Genomic DNA, 16,785 nt, shown 5'->3' with positions numbered 1-16,785 from the left:
TTATATTTGCATTTCTTATCACTGTTATGAACGACCCAAAGTCAGAAGAATTCTACGAAAAACTCAAATTACAACTAGCAGATACAAGCTTATGGCCTTCTAAATATCTCTATAAGTTCATCGTACCATCGCAGCAATCCAAAATTGTTGAGATTGAACAAATCTTTGACAACATGGGCGCCGTCATCAATACGAAAGAATCCAGTAAAGGCAAATACACGAGCTTGTCTATTTTAGTCAAAATGAAGAACCCAGAGCACGTGATCCAGAAGTATAAGGAAGTGGCGACAGTAGATGGAGTGATTTCCCTATAAGATAGTATTCTTCTATTTACATTAATTTTTTGTTTGAATTAGTGCTTTTTGCTTATTTTGCAGCACTTCACAATACCAATTACAGTCCATTTTGATATCATCATTAGAGTACAACACAGAGCGTAACCAGCTCAACATACCTGAATACGGTCGTCATATACAAAAACTAGTCGAGCATTGCAAAACCTTGGAAACTAAGGAAGAGCGCAATCGCATGGCTAACGCGATCATAGGTGTCATGGGAAATTTAAATCCGCATTTGAGAGATGTGGCAGATTTCCAACACAAGCTTTGGGACCAGTTTTTTATCATAGCAGATTTTGATCTGGACGTAGATTCACCATATCCATTGCCTAAAAGGGAAGATCTTGAGGCGCATCCACCTAGAATGCCTTATCCGCAAAAGAAGCCAAGATATCGTTTCTATGGAAACAACATCCAGAGCATGATCGATGTGGCAAGCTCCTGGGAAAAAGGAGAAAAGCGTGAGGCGCTTACGTTTATCATTGCTAATCACATGAAGAAATCCTTTCTCAATTGGAATAAGGACTCAGTAGATGATGCCGTGATTTTCAAACACTTGTTTGAATTAAGTGACGGAAAAATCAATCTTGCGGCCAAGGATGAAGATCTTTTGGAATCCAAAGATTTGATCTACCGCAATACCAATACAAAACGTCACAATAATAACAACAACAATCGCAACCGCTCGAAAAAAGGCGGACGCAGCAACAATAACAATAGACGTAGACGTAACTAATACAAGCTACGCTTAGATCTGATCTACAAATAGTTGTTGTTCTCAAGGCTTGCCTATGAGAGTTCAGTAATTGGTACTAACCATTCACGTATCCTTTTCAACAAGGCCATTTCTTATTCAACATAGAAAATACTCTTCTGTTGATTACTTATGAATACTTCTCCATAAAAATAAAAGATCTGATTATCCAGATGTCTATTTTTAAATTTTAAACCGATTTGTTTTCATGGGAACATTCATTATAGAAGGCGGTCATGCGCTTAAAGGAGATATTCAACCACAAGGAGCTAAAAATGAAGCGCTACAAATTTTATGTGCGGTTCTTTTAACAGCAGATCCTGTCACCATCAACAATGTTCCTGATATCATTGACGTCAATAAATTGATTGACTTGTTAAGTCATTTAGGCGTTAAAGTCACTAAAAACTCTAGTTCATCCTACACATTTCAAGCAGACAATGTAGATCTGGATTTTCTGCAATCTGAAGAATATAAAATATTAGGTCGTGGATTACGCGGTTCCATCATGCTGGTTGGTCCTTTATTGGCACGTTTTGGTAAAGGCTTTATTCCTAGACCTGGTGGTGATAAAATAGGTCGTCGCCGATTGGACACTCACTTTGAAGGTTTCATCAAATTAGGAGCAAAGTTCAGGTACAACCGTGAAGAGTATTTTTATGGAGTAGAGGCAGATCAGCTTCAAGGTACACACATGCTGCTTGATGAGGCATCAGTTACAGGGACCGCAAATATTGTAATGGCTGCCGTCATGGCAAATGGAACTACCACTATCTACAACGCTGCTTGTGAGCCATATCTACAGCAATTGTGTAAGATGTTAGTGCGCATGGGTGCCAAAATATCTGGAATAGGCTCCAATTTGTTGACCATTGAAGGAGTTGACAAATTAGGTGGTACAGAACACCGCATTTTACCAGATATGATCGAGATAGGTAGCTGGATAGGACTAGCTGCTATGACTAAAAGTGAAGTGACTATCAAGAACGTCGCATATGACGAGTTGGGTTTGATCCCATCTACCTTTCGCAAATTGGGTATAACCATAGAGCGTCGTGGCGATGATATCTATATTCCTGCACATACAGATGGTTACGAGATCCAGAACTATATTGATGGCTCTATATTGACCATAAGTGATGCGCCATGGCCTGGATTTACTCCAGATCTTTTGAGTATTGTGCTGGTTGTTGCCACACAGGCTCGTGGTAGCGTCTTGATACATCAAAAAATGTTTGAAAGCCGCCTGTTCTTTGTAGATAAACTCATAGACATGGGTGCCAAAATCATTCTTTGTGACCCGCATCGTGCAAGTGTGATAGGCCATGATTTCCAGTCCAGTTTAAAGGCTACGACCATGACGTCTCCAGACATACGCGCCGGTATCTCTCTACTCATTGCAGCCTTGAGTGCAAAGGGAACCAGCACGATTCACAACATAGAGCAGATCGACCGTGGTTATCAAAATATTGATGCCAGGCTTAAGCGCATAGGAGCTCATATCCAGCGAGTGAACTAATTTTTTGTAAAGAAGCTTGAAGACGAGTTCGCTTTCGCGAAAGCGATATTTTCAAAGTCAACGTGCAACTATTGGTCTATTCTCGTGTCAGATAGATTAGAAAATTTTCTGCCAAATTCAAGTTAGGCAAGGATTTTGTTATTTTAGTTGTATGAATCTCCGATGTTTATGTATCGTTTTGCTTTTGGGATCTTTTGCGATAGCGCAGGAGACGCCTAGAAGTTCTACAGTTAAAGTCAATCCTGTGGAGCGTAAAGTAGAAACTCCAGAAGAAACGGGTTCTTTGTTATTCCCAAAAAAGGAAGAGGCCATTACTCCATTTTTTTCTAGAACCAAAGCTCGTCCAGAAGTAAGCATGCGCACTGATACCGATCTATTGGATCCTGGTGTGCAATTTGCAAAACCCAAGTTTAAAAAGGATCTTGGGAACAGTATAGGTTTTGTGAGTGATACCTTTCTAGGAGAGATCAAGACAGGTGAAAATGTACTAACCATGGTGTGCCGTGATCATCAATATGAGGATGGTGATCTGGTTAGAGTCTGGTTGGACGACAAGATTTTAGTAGAGCAAATTTACCTGCGTAATATCTTTCAAGGATTTGATATCAATCTAAAGGAAGGATTCAATAAGCTGGAAATTGAGGCATTGAATCAAGGTTCTTCAGGTCCCAACACTGCCGAATTCAAGGTGATGGATAAAGAAGGTAATGTCATTTCTAAAAATGTCTGGAACCTAGCCTCTGGAGTTAAAGCTACAATGATCGTTATCAAGAAATAGCATCTCTTAACGTATTGTCATCAAGTTCCATCACTTCACCACTTTTCATTGTACCTATTTCGTAAATCCCTATTCTTACTCTTACAAGGCGTAGTGTTGGAAAACCTACGGCGCTAGTCATTTTACGCACTTGCCTAAATTTTCCTTCGTTTAAGGTGAGCGAAATCCAACTGGTAGGGCCGTGCCTTTCATCTCTTATTTTTTGCTTTGTTTCTGGCAGGTTAGGAACAGTTTCCAGTTTTTTCACATCACAAATATCTGTTATATACGGTTTACCATTTGCTGTGATCTCTACACCACTAGCTAGCATCTTCAAGGCTTCCTCTGTGATTTCTCCATCTACTTGAGCGTAATATTCTTTGGTAAAGGTTTTGGACCTGTTGATGTTATTACTCAGCTGCCCATCAGTGGTTATGATTAATAAGCCTTCACTGGTTTCATCCAATCTTCCAACAGCCATACAGCCATTTGGGAAATCATGAAGCTCTCCCAGAAACCTTTTCTTTTTTTGATGGCGATCGTTGGAAATAAATTGGCTGACCATTTTAAATGGTTTGTAGATCAAAAAATGCCGGTGCTCCATAAAGCTTGACTAAAAACTTGACTCTTTTGCTAAATAAAAAGCGCTTTACTGTTCTCAAGTAAAGCGCCTCATTTTATGATAAAATTAGTTAGTCTAAATGATAGATCTCCATAATATCTTTCAGGATAGACTTGAAGTCGATTTTTAAGTCAATCAACTTGCCAGATTCAAGATCAAAAACCCAACCGTGAACCGTGATGTTACGATTCTTTACTGCGATCTGTACATCACTGGTTTTAAGAACATTAATACATTGCTCTTGAACATTTAGTTCCACTAGTCTTTTGTATCTAGCTTCTTCATCTTCTATGGCATTAAGCTCATCTTTATGAGTACGGTATACATCACGTATGTTGCGCAGATAAGGATTCAATATTCCTAAATCCTGCGATTGCATGGCTGCTTTTACACCACCACAACCGTAGTGTCCACAAACAATTACATGATCTACCTTTAGATGGGTTACCGCATAATTGATCACGCCCATGGCAGTAAGATCTAGGTTTGAAGCCATATTGGCGATGTTTCTGTGCACAAATATTTCGCCAGGTCCCATTCCCATGATCTCCTCAGCGGTGGCTCTACTGTCAGAACATCCTATGTAAAGAATCTCTGGACTTTGACCAGAAGCCAATTTATCAAAGTACTGTGCATCTTCATCTAGCTTTGATTGGATCCATTGCTTATTATTTTCAAAAATTTGATCTAGGTTTTTCATGGAAAATTTAATTTGTCCTAAAATACCACTAACCACCAACTATTCAAATCCATTAGGAATGTTTTTTGAATTCAATTAAAGACACTCCAAAAAAAAACGGTAAACTGATCAGGCTTACCGTTTTAAAATGATTCTAGCTGATTCTATTTGAGAAAATCTAATAAAATTTTATGCAATTGCTCTTGATGAGTCAAGTACAAACCGTGCGGTGCTCCTTCTATGATTTCCAATCTGGAATCTTTAACTAATTTATGTCCTTGTTCTGATGTAGGTTTTGGTGGTACAATCTCATCGGCATCACCGTGAATGAATAGGGTAGGAATGTCAATTGATTTTAAAGCATCTCTCAAGTCTGTTTTACCGAACGCGTCGATACAGTCTAATGTACCTTTAGGAGAAGCCGAAACAGCAATATTGAAGTTATAATCCATTTGACCTTCAGAAACTTTGTCTTTATTGTCATCGTAGTTCACAAAGTTCTTTCCAAACTCTTTCAAGAAACCTGCTCGATCATTTTTGACGTTTTCTTTCATGCCTTCAAATACTTTTTCGGGCACACCATCTGGATTATCATCTGTTTTGAGCATAAACGGAGCGATAGAGCTTATAAATACTAATTTCTTCAAGTTGCTAGTTCCATATTTTTCCACAAATTTTCCCAGTTCGCCACCGCCCATGGAAAACCCTACGAGAGTTACATTATTGAGACTCAATTTGGTGATGATGTCATGCACGTCCTGTGACATGGTGCTATAGTTATAATTTTGATAAGGTCTGGAAGATTTTCCAAAACCACGGCGATCGTAAGTAATGACTCTATAACCCGCTTCAATCAATACAGGTACTTGATATTCCCACATGTTGCCGCTCAATGGCCAGCCGTGGCTCAAAATAATAGGATCACCTGATCCATAGTCTTCGTAATAGATAGATACGTTAGCTTCTGATGTTCCGGTTGTTTTTTCTAGATATGGCATAATTTGAATTTTTTATTTAAGATACGTTCCATTGTAAGCGACTTCTGATAAAATGATGTGAATTTGCTTTTTATTTGGAAATTGAACTCTAACAAAAAAGCCGCAAACAGGATATTTGCGGCTTTGATTTTTAGCGAGATGTTTCTACAACTCCGTACTTCCTTTTCCTTCTCTTATCAAGGTAGGTTCTGACGTGGTTAAATCAATTACTGTGGAACCGACGTTGCCTCCAGCACCACCATCGATGACAAAATCGACTAATTTGTCCCATTTCTCATGGATCAAACTAGGGTCTGTGGTGTATTCAAGGACTTCATCCTCGTCTTTGATGGAAGTAGAGATAATAGGGTTCCCCAAAGCTTTTACAAGCCCTATGGCAATATTGTTATCTGGAACGCGTATACCTACTGTTTTCTTCTTTTTAAAGATTCCAGGTAAATTGTTATTACCTGGCAAAACAAAAGTATAGGGACCAGGAAGATTACGTTTTAATATTTTAAACGTGCCAGAATCGATTTGACTGGTGTATTCACTCAAATTGCTCAAATCCTCACAAATAAAGGAAAAATTGGCCTTCTCAGATTTCACGCCTTTAAGCTGTGCAATTTTTTCAATTGCAGCCTTATTGGTAATATCACAGCCCAGACCATATACTGTGTCTGTTGGATAAATGACCAGTGCACCTTCACGCATTGCTTTGGCAATACGTTTCAATTGTTTTTGGTCGGTTTTCTCTTCGTAAAGTTTGATTAGCTCTGCCATGTTATGATCGGTTTAGAATGAAGTCAAGAGGTATATAAAGAACACTTGCAATGAGTATAAAAACCGCAATTTTTATCATTATTGAGGTCTGGTCTTTTGGTTCTGCAGGGACTTTGTGATATTCATGCTTACCATCCTTACGCAACTTTATGGCCACCGTATCCTTATGGTCATTAAAGAGATTGATGCCATAAATTATGACAGCTACAATAATAGCGATCACAATAAATTCTGACATGCCACTCATGATAAGTTGAATCATAATTGAGAATTATTAATCGGCGCGTTCGACTTCACTTTCTAGTTTAAGAACGGCGCTACCGTCTTCTTGTTTGATGTATAGGGCTTTGTTTCCTTCCTCACCGTCTCTAGTCACTTCATTTCCCTCAATGGTTCTAGTCACCTTTTTGGTGAATGTAGATTCTACCGTACCTTCTGCAGTACCGTTGCCCCATTCCCATTTTACTTTGGTTCCTTCCTTGATCATAGTTTTTTCTTTTAAAGATAGTAGAAGTTCGCTTTCGCGAAAGCGAAATAACATCAACTTAACCTTTTAATTTCAACCTGAAAAAATGCTTTACGTAGTGTGTTTGACTAAATCCACTTAAAGAATTTCTTGACCAACGAGATACTCTTATTATACGGCGGATACTTCAACGAAATATCCAACCAAGTGCCGCGATGCACCACACTTTTATAATGGCTGAAGGTTTCAAAAGTTTTCTTTCCATGATAACTGCCTATGCCGCTGGTACCCACACCACCAAAGGGCAATCCTTCATTCAAAAACTGAACCACACTGTCGTTCACGGCGCCACCACCAAATGAAAAACGATCTATAAACCAATCTGTAAAACCACTGTCGCCCGCATAAACGTAAGCGCCTAGCGGCTTGTCATAACTCGTTATCCATCGCTCTAGGTCACTCTTGTCCTTGTAACTTAAGATGGGCAAAATAGGGCCGAAGATTTCATCTTTCATCACTTTGCTTTCCCGTGCTGGCTCGTCCAGTAGTGTAGGTGCGATGTACAAATCAGGCTTATCATTATCGCCGCCATAGAGTATGGTTGCATCATCGATCATTTCTTTAAGTGCATCAAAATGAGCGTCTCTTATGATACGTGGATAATCCTTACTCTCTTGCGGATTCTCACCAAAGAATTCCACAATCGCTGTCTTGAGTAGTTCCACAAACTTCGCCTTGACACTATGGTGAATGAGCAGATAGTCAGGAGCGATGCAGGTCTGACCGGTATTGAGAAACTTTGCCCAGGCGATTCGTTTGGCACACACTTCAAGATTGGCGCTCTCATGAACAACGGCAGGATTTTTACCGCCTAATTCCAGTGTTACTGGAGTCAAATGCTTTGCAGCAGCCTGATAAATCTTTTTGCCCACGCCAGGACTTCCTGTAAAAAAGATGTAATCCCAAGATAGAGAGGTGAGTTCTTGTGCGATATCGCCATCGCCTAAAACCACATTCACATGTCCAGATTCAAAGCTTTCTTCACATACTCGTTTAAGCAAATCACTGGTTGCGGTAGAAAATTCGCTAGGCTTCAAAACCACTGTGTTTCCTGCCGCAACTGCTCCTATCAAAGGTGCAAGTGCCAGCTGGAAAGGATAATTCCATGGCGAGATGATCAATGTATTGCCGTAGGGTTCTGGATAGCGTCTCGCCTTAGATGGGAAGTTGAGTAGGGCAGCGCTCACTTTTTTGGGTTGCGACCACTTTCTGGTCTTTTTGATATAGGTATCCAATTCGCCCATCACCACCTGAAACTCTGTTACAAAAGCTTCAAATTCGCTCTTGCCCAAATCCTGTTTTAAGGCTTTGTAGACCTCGTTTTCATTCTTCTCCAGAACAGATTTGAGCTTTTTTAAAGCCTGAACGCGATACGAGACATCAAAGGTTTTGCGGGTTTTAAATAAATCAGATTGTTGTTGATGTACTTGGGCTGGCGTCATAAATTCTTTTCTATAGCTTTCCAGATAGGATCGTGTGAGGGAACTGGTGCTGTGATGTGTACCGGTTCCTTTCTTACTGGATGTATGAAAGATAAGAATCTTGCGTGTAAATGGATGCTTCCATCTTTGTTACTGCGTCTGGCACCATATTTTAAATCTCCTTTAATGACATGGCCTATTTTACTAAGCTGCGACCTGATTTGATGATGCCTACCCGTTTCTAGGTTCACTTCTAATAAACTATAGTTGTCCAGCCTGTGCAGTAATTTGTAATGAAGAGTAGCTTTTTTTGAATTAGGGACCTCGTGATCATGAGCATAGCTCTTATTTTGCTTGGGATTACGCAGCAAATAATGCGTCAAAGACTGACGTTCTTGACTTACGTGACCTTCTACCACGGCCCAATAGATTTTTTTGGTGTCGTGGTCGGCAAAGAGCTTATTCATTCTGGTAAGAGCCTTTGACGTTCTTGCAAAAATCACTGCTCCAGACGTAGGCCTATCCAGTCGATGAGTAACGCCTAAATAGACGGCTCCAGGTTTGTCGTATTTGACCGCAATGTAATCTTTGATAATATCGGGCAGGATCACGTCACCGGTCTTATCGCCTTGGACCAGATCGCCAGAGTTTTTGTTGACGGCAATCAAATGATTGTCCTCAAATAGTATACGTTGTGGGTCTAATTTATTCAAACTAGATCTTTACGATAGATACGGCGGCGCTTGTGTAGTACGGGATCATAATCCTTCCATAAGGCTTGTACAGCTACATTGTCTTCCAGCTCGGGATTAGTCTCACACAGTTCAATGCCATAATCCATAAAGTTTTGGGTCACGTTGCGAAACATCATCGCTGTAACGCCTTTACCTTGAAGCCTAGGGTGAATACCAATCAAATAGAAAGCAGCGCGATTGTTCTTCTTTTTAGCCTTTAATAGGTGAAGGATACCAAAAGGAAAAAGCTTTCCATTTGCTTTTTGCAAAGCTTCAGAGAATGAAGGCATGGTGATGGCAAATGCGACCAGCTTTCCTTCTTCATCCACCACACATTCCAGAAAATCAGGATTGATGATGGGTAGATACTTCTCTTTATACAAATCTATTTGATATTGCTGAATGGGAACGAAAGTGACCAATTTCGAATAGGTCTGATTCAGCAATTCAAACATCGCATCTACATAAGGCTCCACTTCCTTGATGTTCTTGAACTTTAAGGTCGTGAGTTTGTATCGTTTTGCTACAAGGTCTGCAAATTTGTGAAAACGCTCTGGAATAGGGTTGGGTGGCACAAACTTGTATTCTACCCATTCGGCACTTTTTGAGTAGCCCAATTGCTCCATATGTTCCTTATAATAAGGATGGTTGTACCAGGTAATCATGGTCGCTAGTTCATCATATCCTTTTACCAGCATGCCGGCCTTGTCCATGAGTGTGAACCCTACAGGACCTTCAGCATACTCAAGGTGGTGTTCTTTTCCTATTTGGTGCACTTCATTCAAAAGTGCCTTGGTCACTTCGATATCGTCTATCATGTCCAACCAACCAAAGCGCATCTTAGGCTTGTGTTGCTCATTGACTTCCAGATGATTGACAATCGCAGCGATGCGTCCTACTAGTTCGCTTTCGCGAAAAGCGAGAAACAACCAGCAGTCTGCATTTTTAAATACTTTGTTCTTTTCGGGATCAAAAGTTTCCATCTCGTCCTTGATAATGGGCGGTACGAAGTATGGATTGTTCTTGTAAAGCTCCATGGGGAACTTCACAAACTTTTTAATATCCTTTTTACTGGAGATACGTTTAACGGTAATACTCATGAATGATGGTTAGGGGAAATTACTGTTGTATTACGGGATCCTGATGACGGTCGATTCTATAGCTCATGCCCAGGTTGATTTGAAAAAGGCTAGGAGTATCCTTGAAATTAACGGCTGCACTGGCGTCTAACTGCCAGTGGTCATTAATCAAATAAGCGCCACCGGCGCGAGCAATATCGTCACTATAAAAATCTGAAATGATGGTTTGAAACTCTCCAAAAGCGGCCCACTTATTATTGATGCTGTGTGTCAAGGTAAAAATACCGCCGTACGCTGGGAAATCAGTCCCAATACGGTCTGCAATAAAGTTTCCTACAAATACCCAACGGCCAAAGTTGTTTTGGGTAATTAATTCTGCTCTAGGTGAAAAGTTCTCATTATCTGGCGGCAATAAACTGTTGGGATCTGCCAGGTCAATATTAGCACCTGCAAATACCGATATTGCAGGAACCAAGTCGCGCCATTTAAGTCTGCGGTTATCATGATAACTGTAGAGATTTACTTTGCGCTCACCCCATTTTTTTAGCGGATCCAAAATGAGATATTTTGCACCCAACGTGCTGCGGGAGAAATTAGAAAATTTGTTTTCCTGTGTACCAAAACCTTGATTGATCGTCTCGTTTACATTTTCAAAGGTTCCAAAATAGGAGATTTCCAGTTCTTCCCATAAGAGACCATAGCGCAATTGAAAAGCAAGACCGGTTATATCGCGTTCATAATTGAGTAAGCTATGTTCTTCGCTGCGATAAAAAGCAGAACCTTCTACTTGAATAACATTCACACCTACTGCAAAGGCACCTTGTGATTGTCCAGGATTGTTGGTATTGATGGTTTCTGTATACTGGCCCAACACCGCAAACGGAATCATGAACATTCCAAGCAGAAAAGGAACGATTGTTTTGTTAGTTAGCATAGTGTATAATGTGAACCAAATTTAAGATTTATTAAAGAGTCTCAAATAGGTAGCACCGTAATTTTATGGCAAAGGTTTAAAACTTGAAATTACTACAGGCTATTCTAATTATCGTGGGCGTTTATCTTGCTGTGCGATTGATCGTGAGAATGTATGGCAAATCCATTTTAAAATGGGCAGGTAAGAAAGCCATGGATCGAGTTCAACGCCAGTTTGAGCAACGTCAAAATGGTTCTTCCTATCAAAACACTGCCAAAGAAGGCGAGACCATCATCAATAACGGTAATTCTACCTCAAGATCGCATACTCAACAATCCAAGAAAACGTTAGGTGAGTACGTCGACTATGAAGAAATTGACTAATTTTCGGTTTCTAACGATCATAGTTTATTCATGCAGTTTCAGTTCAAGAAAATAATACCGCATCTAGCGGTGTTTGTCATCTTCATTATTGCCTCTCTAGCTTACTTTTATCCTGTACTTTCTGGTAAGAAGTTATACCAAAATGATATTGTTCAATACAAGGGTAACGCTAGACAACTTATCGAAAACAGGGAAGTGAATGGCGAGGAGATTTACTGGACAGATTCCGTTTTTGGAGGTATGCCTACCTATCAATTGGGCGCTAGATACGACTATGATTTCATAGATAGTCTGGATCGTGCAATACGATTCCTGCCGCGTCCCGCAGATTATCTATTTCTATATTTTATTTGTTTTTACATTTTGATGATGGTGCTGCGCGTGGATTGGCGATTGGGTCTTTTAGGTGCGCTGGCCTTTGGATTTTCTACATATCTAGTCATCATTTTGGGAGTTGGTCACAATGCCAAGGCTCATGCTATTGCCTACTTTCCGCTGGTTTTAAGCGGAATTATTTTGGTTTTTCAACGCAGGTACATTTGGGGTGGCATCTTGACCGCTATCGCCATGGCGCTGGAGCTGCAGGCCAACCATCCACAAATGACCTATTACTTGTTAATGGCTGTGGCTGTGCTAGGCACCGCCTATTTAATCGATACCATAAGGCGCAACATCTTACCTCATTACTTTAAGTCCATAGGTATCATGATCGCTGCGGTTCTCCTCGCGCTGGGAACTAATGCTAGTAATCTGCTCGCTACTAAAGAGTACAGTCAAGAGAGCACGCGCGGTCCATCAGAGTTGACTATTAACGCTCAAGGCGAAAGCGTAACAACCACGAACGGCCTCGATTATGATTACATCACGCAATACAGTTATGGCATCGCAGAAAGTCTGAACCTGATCATACCGAGGTTTGCCGGTGGCGGCAGCGGCGAGCGACCTGATGAGGAATCCAATACGGTTGATTTTCTCGTCACTACTTACGGCATTCCTAAAGCAGATGCCTTGGCATTTGCCCAGCAAAACGTTCCCTTATATTGGGGTGCACAACCTATTGTCGAGGCTCCAGCATATATAGGAATCACGGTTTTCTTTTTGGCATTGCTCGCTTGTTTCTTAATCAAAGGAAGATTGAAATGGTGGACAATAGGAGCAGCCGTTCTCGCTTTGTTGCTTTCTTACGGTAAAAACCTGGACTTTTTGACCAGCTTTTTTGTTGAGTATGTGCCTCTGTATTCAAAATTTAGAGCGATCACCTCCATTCAGGTCATTATTGAGTTGTGTATTCCTATTCTCGCCGTTGTTGGACTGTATCAACTGTTCAACAAGAAACATTCTTTAGAAAACAAATGGAAGGCTTTAAAATATGCAGGATTAGGATTGGGTGGCGTGATTCTATTCATTGCGTTATTAGGAAATCAGTTCTTCGATTTTGCTGGTCCTTATGATGCTTCCTATAGAAATAGTGAGCAACTAGGACAAGGTTTTGTGGATGCGTTGCGTCAGGACCGTTTTGAAATGATGCGAGCAGATGCTTTCAGGTCTTTACTCTATGTGGGATTGATCGTGGCAGGCTTATTTCTGTATCTCAAGTCAAAACTTTCAGAAAACCTCTTGATCCTTGGATTGGGTATCTTGATTTTAATTGACCTGGTTGGTTTTGATCAGAATTATATCAACTACGAAGAAACTCCCACTGAACGCAGCAACTTTGTAAGAGCCAGTGATTACGATCCGCCATTTGAGGCGACGCAGGCAGATCTTGAAATCGCAAAGGACGACGAAGTATTTAGAGTGTATGACCTTTTGCAGGATCCATTCAATTCAGGTCGCAGTCCATATTTCCACAGGTCTTTAGGTGGTTATCATGGTGCAAAACCTAAAAGAATTTCAGATCTCGCCGATTTCTACCTAAGAGATGAAAACGGCTATCTAATACCCGAAGTTACTAGCCAGAATCGTGAAATACTCAACATGTTCAACGTGAAGTACATCATCACGGCAAATGAGAATCAAATTCAGATTCAAGAAAATGAAGAACGCCTAGGGCCAGCCTGGTTTGTAAAAGAATATGCAACGGTCAAGGATGCTAATGAGGAGATTCAATCATTGATTTATCTTAATAGAGATAGTGTTGCTATCATCCAGGAAGATCAAAAAAAACTGCTGAATCTGGGAGAATTGGATTTTGGGTTTAATGGATCTATTGAACTAATCGATTATAGTCCTGAAAAACTAACCTATAAATCCAAGAGTTCACAGCCTGAACTAGCTGTGTTTTCTGAAGCTTATTATCCGCATGGATGGAAAGCCACGATTGACGGTAAGGAAGTTCCTATTGCAAAGGTCAACTATGCACTTAGAGGTTTGAGCGTTCCTGCTGGCGATCATGAAATTGTCTTTGAATTTGATCCAGAAGTGGTCAAAACAGGAAACACCGTCATGCTAGCGAGCAACGTGCTGCTGGGATTGGTCATTTTGGGATCGATCTTTCTGTGGATTCGTAAATCACGATAATTGAAACATCAATTGTTTATCGTCGCCTATTACTGGCCGCCAGCTGGTGGTCCAGGCGTACAGCGATGGTTGAAGTTTGTGAAATACCTGCCCAAAGATCAATTTGATATCACGGTAGTCATTCCAGAAAACCCTGATTATGCCAGTACGGATAATTCCTTGATGGACGAAATCCCTCAAGAGGTGACGACTATTAAAGTGCCACTCAATGAGCCCAGCCGATGGATCAAAAAACTGTTTAAAGGCAAAACCAGCAAGTTGCAACGCGGCTTTATTGATAAAAAGCCAGGTCTTTTGGAGCGTGCGCTGCTCTGGATTCGCGGGAACTATTTCATTCCAGATGCTCGTGTTTCCTGGGTTCAAAATGTAGTAAACAGGCTGGAGAATGATATCGCTTTCGCGAAAGTGAACTCCATCATCACCACAGGACCACCACATTCTGTGCATTTGATAGGACAAAGATTGAAGCAAAATGTCAAGTTCCAAAATCTAAAATGGATCGCAGATTTTAGGGATCCATGGACCACGATAGGTTATCACAAGTCGTTGCGATTGACAGAGAAGTCAGCAAAAAAGCATCAGGAACTGGAACGACAAGTATTAAATCAGGCAGATCAATTGATCGTCACCAGTCCATCCACAAAAACCGAGTTTGACTCCAAAACCTCACAACCAGTAACCGTGATCACCAATGGTTTTGATGTGGAGCCTAATACCGTAGATCAACCATCAGGAAACTTTTCCATCAGTCATGTAGGTACGCTATTGGCAGATAGAAATCCGTTACAGTTATGGAAATCGCTGTCTGAACTTTGTAAAGAACACGCCGATTTCAAACAAGATTTTGAATTGATACTGGCAGGTAATGTGAGTCAGGAAATTGTGGATGCCATTGATAATGCTGGATTAGGAGATTACCTAAAACTGGAAGGTTATGTGAATCACGATAGGGCAGTGGCGCTCATGAGGCAGTCACAACTACTTTTGCTCATTGAAATTGACGCTCCAGAAACCAAAGCGATTATTCCTGGAAAAACCTTTGAATATATTTCTAGCCGCAGACCTATCATCGCCATAGGTCCAGAAGGATCTGATATTAAAGGTATCATTGAATCGGTTCAAGCGGGCAATTATTACACTTATGAAGCAATAGGTTTAAAGCAGGAAATCCTTGCAGCATACGAGCGCTATAAAAATCAAGACCTACAAGGAAACACGGCAAATGTTTCCCAGTTTCATAGAAAACAGCTTACGCAGCAATTGGTTAACTTATTGGAGCGCTAGATGGGAATTGTCATCAAACATAGCAGCTGGAATCTGGTCATCACAGGCTTTGGATTTTTATTGGGAGCGATCAATGTTCTGGCGCTCGCCACAACTTATCTAGATGCCGATTACTATGGATTGATGAATTATATCTTGAGCACAGCTTTTTTGCTGTTCCCATTGATGTCCTTTGGATTGCATAATACCATCGTAAAATATTACAGTAGCTACAAAACAGATCGAGAGCGCGATAATTTCCTGACTCAGATGCTATTTTGGCCTATAGTAGGTGCGATTCCTATATTCATTTTGGTGTTTGTTTTTTACGATGACATCAGACTGCTGATTTCTACCACCAACCAGCTTACGGGAGATTTTTTGTGGCCTATTTTACTTATTGCGGTATTCCAAGCCTATTTTGAGATTTTCTACGCCTGGACTAAAGTCTATTTAAAAACCATAGGCGGCAATTTTCTGAAAGAAGTATTCTATAGAGCGGCAGCGACAATCACATTGCTATTGGTTGCTTTTGACTTTATTACCCAAGTCCAATTCATTTACAGCTTAATACTGATTTACTTCCTACGTATGCTGCTCATGGCCATCATGGCCTGGCGTACCTACGCTCCCAAACTCATTTTTTACAAATTGGAAGCTTCAAGAGAGATTTTGTGGTACTCGGTTTTGATGGTGATAGCGGGTAGTGTAGGCACGGCATTGATTGATCTGGATAAAAACATGCTCAATCAATACGTGGATCTTGCGGACATAAGTTACTACGGCGTTGCGGGATTCATTGCCACAGTGGTCGCGATACCGGCGCGTGGCATGGCGCAAATCATGCATCCGTTGACGGCAGGATATTTTAATGCTGGCGACTTGCAAAAAGTGGAATGGTTGTACAAACGCAGCTCACTCAACCTTACCATTGTTGCTGGACTGTTGATGGTTTTAATTATTTGTAATGTCCACGAATTCTATAAGTTTCTTCCAGCAGAATTTGCCGTTGCAATACCAGTTGTTCTGTTGATCTGTGTCGTGAAGTTTACCGAGAACCTTTTAGGTAACAACAATGCCATTCTGTATAACACCAACCTTTATAAATTCACGCTTTGGTTGGGATTAGGCCTTGCGATCGTTGCCTTTCTGCTGAACATTTGGTTGATCCCAAGCTATGGTTTGATAGGAGCTGCCATGGCTACCTGTGTGGCTTATGTTTTGTATGCTTTCGCGAAAGCGTACTACGTCAACATCAAATTGCAAATGCATCCATGGACCAGCAAAACGAGCATCGCCGTTTTAGTGATTTTGGTCACCATAGCCATATTTTACACTTGGGATTTTCAATGGAATTACATCGTAAACATCTTTTTTAAAAGCACCTTGATTTTCTTGGTGTATGCGGCATCTGTATATCTACTCAAACTTTCTAGCGAAGTGAATGCAGCCATCGACCAATTTATTTCCAAAATAAAACGCCCGCAATAACTGCGGGCGCTCTCATCATTTATTTA

Annotated in this window: 18 protein-coding genes; 8 read left to right on the top strand and 10 right to left on the bottom strand. The window is 40.7% G+C overall.

Features of this window, described 5'->3' with window-relative positions; translation table 11 throughout:
* The first annotated feature begins 26 nt into the window (after positions 1 to 26).
* From AAU57_RS10530 to AAU57_RS10515, 4 genes are all read left to right on the top strand, one after another.
* Positions 27 to 314: a DUF493 family protein gene (locus AAU57_RS10530; protein ID WP_055412874.1), complete on the top strand. Its 288-nt coding sequence runs from the start codon at positions 27 to 29 to the stop codon at positions 312 to 314.
* A gap of 91 nt (positions 315 to 405) precedes the next feature.
* Positions 406 to 1,074: a DUF4290 domain-containing protein gene (locus tag AAU57_RS10525; protein ID WP_055412873.1), complete on the top strand. Its 669-nt coding sequence runs from the start codon at positions 406 to 408 to the stop codon at positions 1,072 to 1,074.
* Between the two features lie 226 nt (positions 1,075 to 1,300).
* Positions 1,301 to 2,611, top strand: coding sequence for a UDP-N-acetylglucosamine 1-carboxyvinyltransferase (murA, locus tag AAU57_RS10520; protein ID WP_055412872.1), 1,311 nt, complete (start codon positions 1,301 to 1,303; stop codon positions 2,609 to 2,611).
* A 151-nt stretch (positions 2,612 to 2,762) separates the two neighbouring features.
* A complete protein-coding gene (locus tag AAU57_RS10515) occupies positions 2,763 to 3,389 on the top strand; it encodes a hypothetical protein (protein ID WP_156340114.1) in 627 nt (208 codons plus the stop codon).
* On the opposite strand, the gene AAU57_RS10510 is transcribed toward AAU57_RS10515, so the two are convergent.
* The 10 genes from AAU57_RS10510 to AAU57_RS10465 all read right to left on the bottom strand — a co-directional run bounded on the left by AAU57_RS10510 (position 3,379) and on the right by AAU57_RS10465 (position 11,123).
* Positions 3,379 to 3,972 carry a pseudouridine synthase gene (locus AAU57_RS10510; RefSeq protein WP_055412870.1) on the bottom strand — a complete coding sequence of 198 codons (594 nt, stop codon included), beginning with the start codon at positions 3,970 to 3,972 and terminating at the stop codon, positions 3,379 to 3,381. The genes AAU57_RS10515 and AAU57_RS10510 overlap by 11 nt on opposite strands.
* Positions 3,973 to 4,060: 88 nt before the next feature.
* The gene (locus AAU57_RS10505; protein WP_055413744.1) at positions 4,061 to 4,690 is read right to left on the bottom strand and encodes a carbonic anhydrase; all 630 of its coding nucleotides are present in this window, start codon (positions 4,688 to 4,690) and stop codon (positions 4,061 to 4,063) included.
* Positions 4,691 to 4,833: 143 nt separating this feature from the next.
* The gene (locus tag AAU57_RS10500; protein ID WP_055412869.1) at positions 4,834 to 5,667 is read right to left on the bottom strand and encodes an alpha/beta fold hydrolase; all 834 of its coding nucleotides are present in this window, start codon (positions 5,665 to 5,667) and stop codon (positions 4,834 to 4,836) included.
* Between the two features lie 144 nt (positions 5,668 to 5,811).
* A complete protein-coding gene (locus tag AAU57_RS10495; protein WP_055412868.1) occupies positions 5,812 to 6,429 on the bottom strand; it encodes an L-threonylcarbamoyladenylate synthase in 618 nt (205 codons plus the stop codon).
* A gap of 1 nt (position 6,430) precedes the next feature.
* Positions 6,431 to 6,691, bottom strand: a complete 261-nt coding sequence (locus AAU57_RS10490; protein ID WP_055412867.1) for a hypothetical protein — start codon at positions 6,689 to 6,691, stop codon at positions 6,431 to 6,433.
* A gap of 12 nt (positions 6,692 to 6,703) precedes the next feature.
* Positions 6,704 to 6,916 carry a DUF2945 domain-containing protein gene (locus tag AAU57_RS10485; RefSeq protein WP_055413743.1) on the bottom strand — a complete coding sequence of 71 codons (213 nt, stop codon included), beginning with the start codon at positions 6,914 to 6,916 and terminating at the stop codon, positions 6,704 to 6,706.
* 107 nt (positions 6,917 to 7,023) lie between these two features.
* Positions 7,024 to 8,397: an aldehyde dehydrogenase gene (locus tag AAU57_RS10480; protein WP_055412866.1), complete on the bottom strand. Its 1,374-nt coding sequence runs from the start codon at positions 8,395 to 8,397 to the stop codon at positions 7,024 to 7,026.
* Positions 8,394 to 9,089, bottom strand: coding sequence for an RluA family pseudouridine synthase (locus tag AAU57_RS10475; protein ID WP_055412865.1), 696 nt, complete (start codon positions 9,087 to 9,089; stop codon positions 8,394 to 8,396). Before AAU57_RS10475 ends, AAU57_RS10480 begins: the two co-directional genes overlap by 4 nt.
* Positions 9,086 to 10,210, bottom strand: coding sequence for a hypothetical protein (locus AAU57_RS10470; RefSeq protein WP_055412864.1), 1,125 nt, complete (start codon positions 10,208 to 10,210; stop codon positions 9,086 to 9,088). The genes AAU57_RS10475 and AAU57_RS10470 overlap by 4 nt, the downstream gene beginning before the upstream one ends.
* 19 nt (positions 10,211 to 10,229) lie before the next feature.
* Entirely contained in the window at positions 10,230 to 11,123 is an 894-nt protein-coding gene (locus AAU57_RS10465; protein ID WP_055412863.1) for a transporter, read from the bottom strand.
* A gap of 83 nt (positions 11,124 to 11,206) precedes the next feature.
* Here AAU57_RS10465 and AAU57_RS10460 point away from each other — a divergent pair, with 83 nt between their 5' ends.
* Genes AAU57_RS10460 through AAU57_RS10445 form a run of 4 tightly spaced genes read left to right on the top strand, consistent with a single transcriptional unit; the run spans position 11,207 to position 16,759 of the window.
* Positions 11,207 to 11,485 (top strand): DUF4834 family protein, encoded by a 279-nt coding sequence (locus AAU57_RS10460; protein WP_082438605.1) that lies wholly within the window; start codon positions 11,207 to 11,209, stop codon positions 11,483 to 11,485.
* A 30-nt stretch (positions 11,486 to 11,515) separates the two neighbouring features.
* Positions 11,516 to 14,005 (top strand): YfhO family protein, encoded by a 2,490-nt coding sequence (locus AAU57_RS10455; RefSeq protein WP_055412861.1) that lies wholly within the window; start codon positions 11,516 to 11,518, stop codon positions 14,003 to 14,005.
* Complete coding sequence (locus tag AAU57_RS10450; protein WP_055412860.1) at positions 14,006 to 15,289, top strand: glycosyl transferase family 1; 1,284 nt, start codon at positions 14,006 to 14,008, stop codon at positions 15,287 to 15,289.
* A complete protein-coding gene (locus AAU57_RS10445; protein WP_055412859.1) occupies positions 15,290 to 16,759 on the top strand; it encodes a polysaccharide biosynthesis C-terminal domain-containing protein in 1,470 nt (489 codons plus the stop codon). It begins immediately after the preceding gene.
* Positions 16,760 to 16,785: the final 26 nt, after the last annotated feature.

The organism is Nonlabens sp. YIK11 (assembly GCF_001413925.1).
Classification (GTDB): Bacteria; Bacteroidota; Bacteroidia; order Flavobacteriales; family Flavobacteriaceae; genus Nonlabens.
The sequence above is the reverse complement of the archived record's forward strand: the minus strand, read 5'-3'. Positions and strand labels throughout refer to the sequence as shown.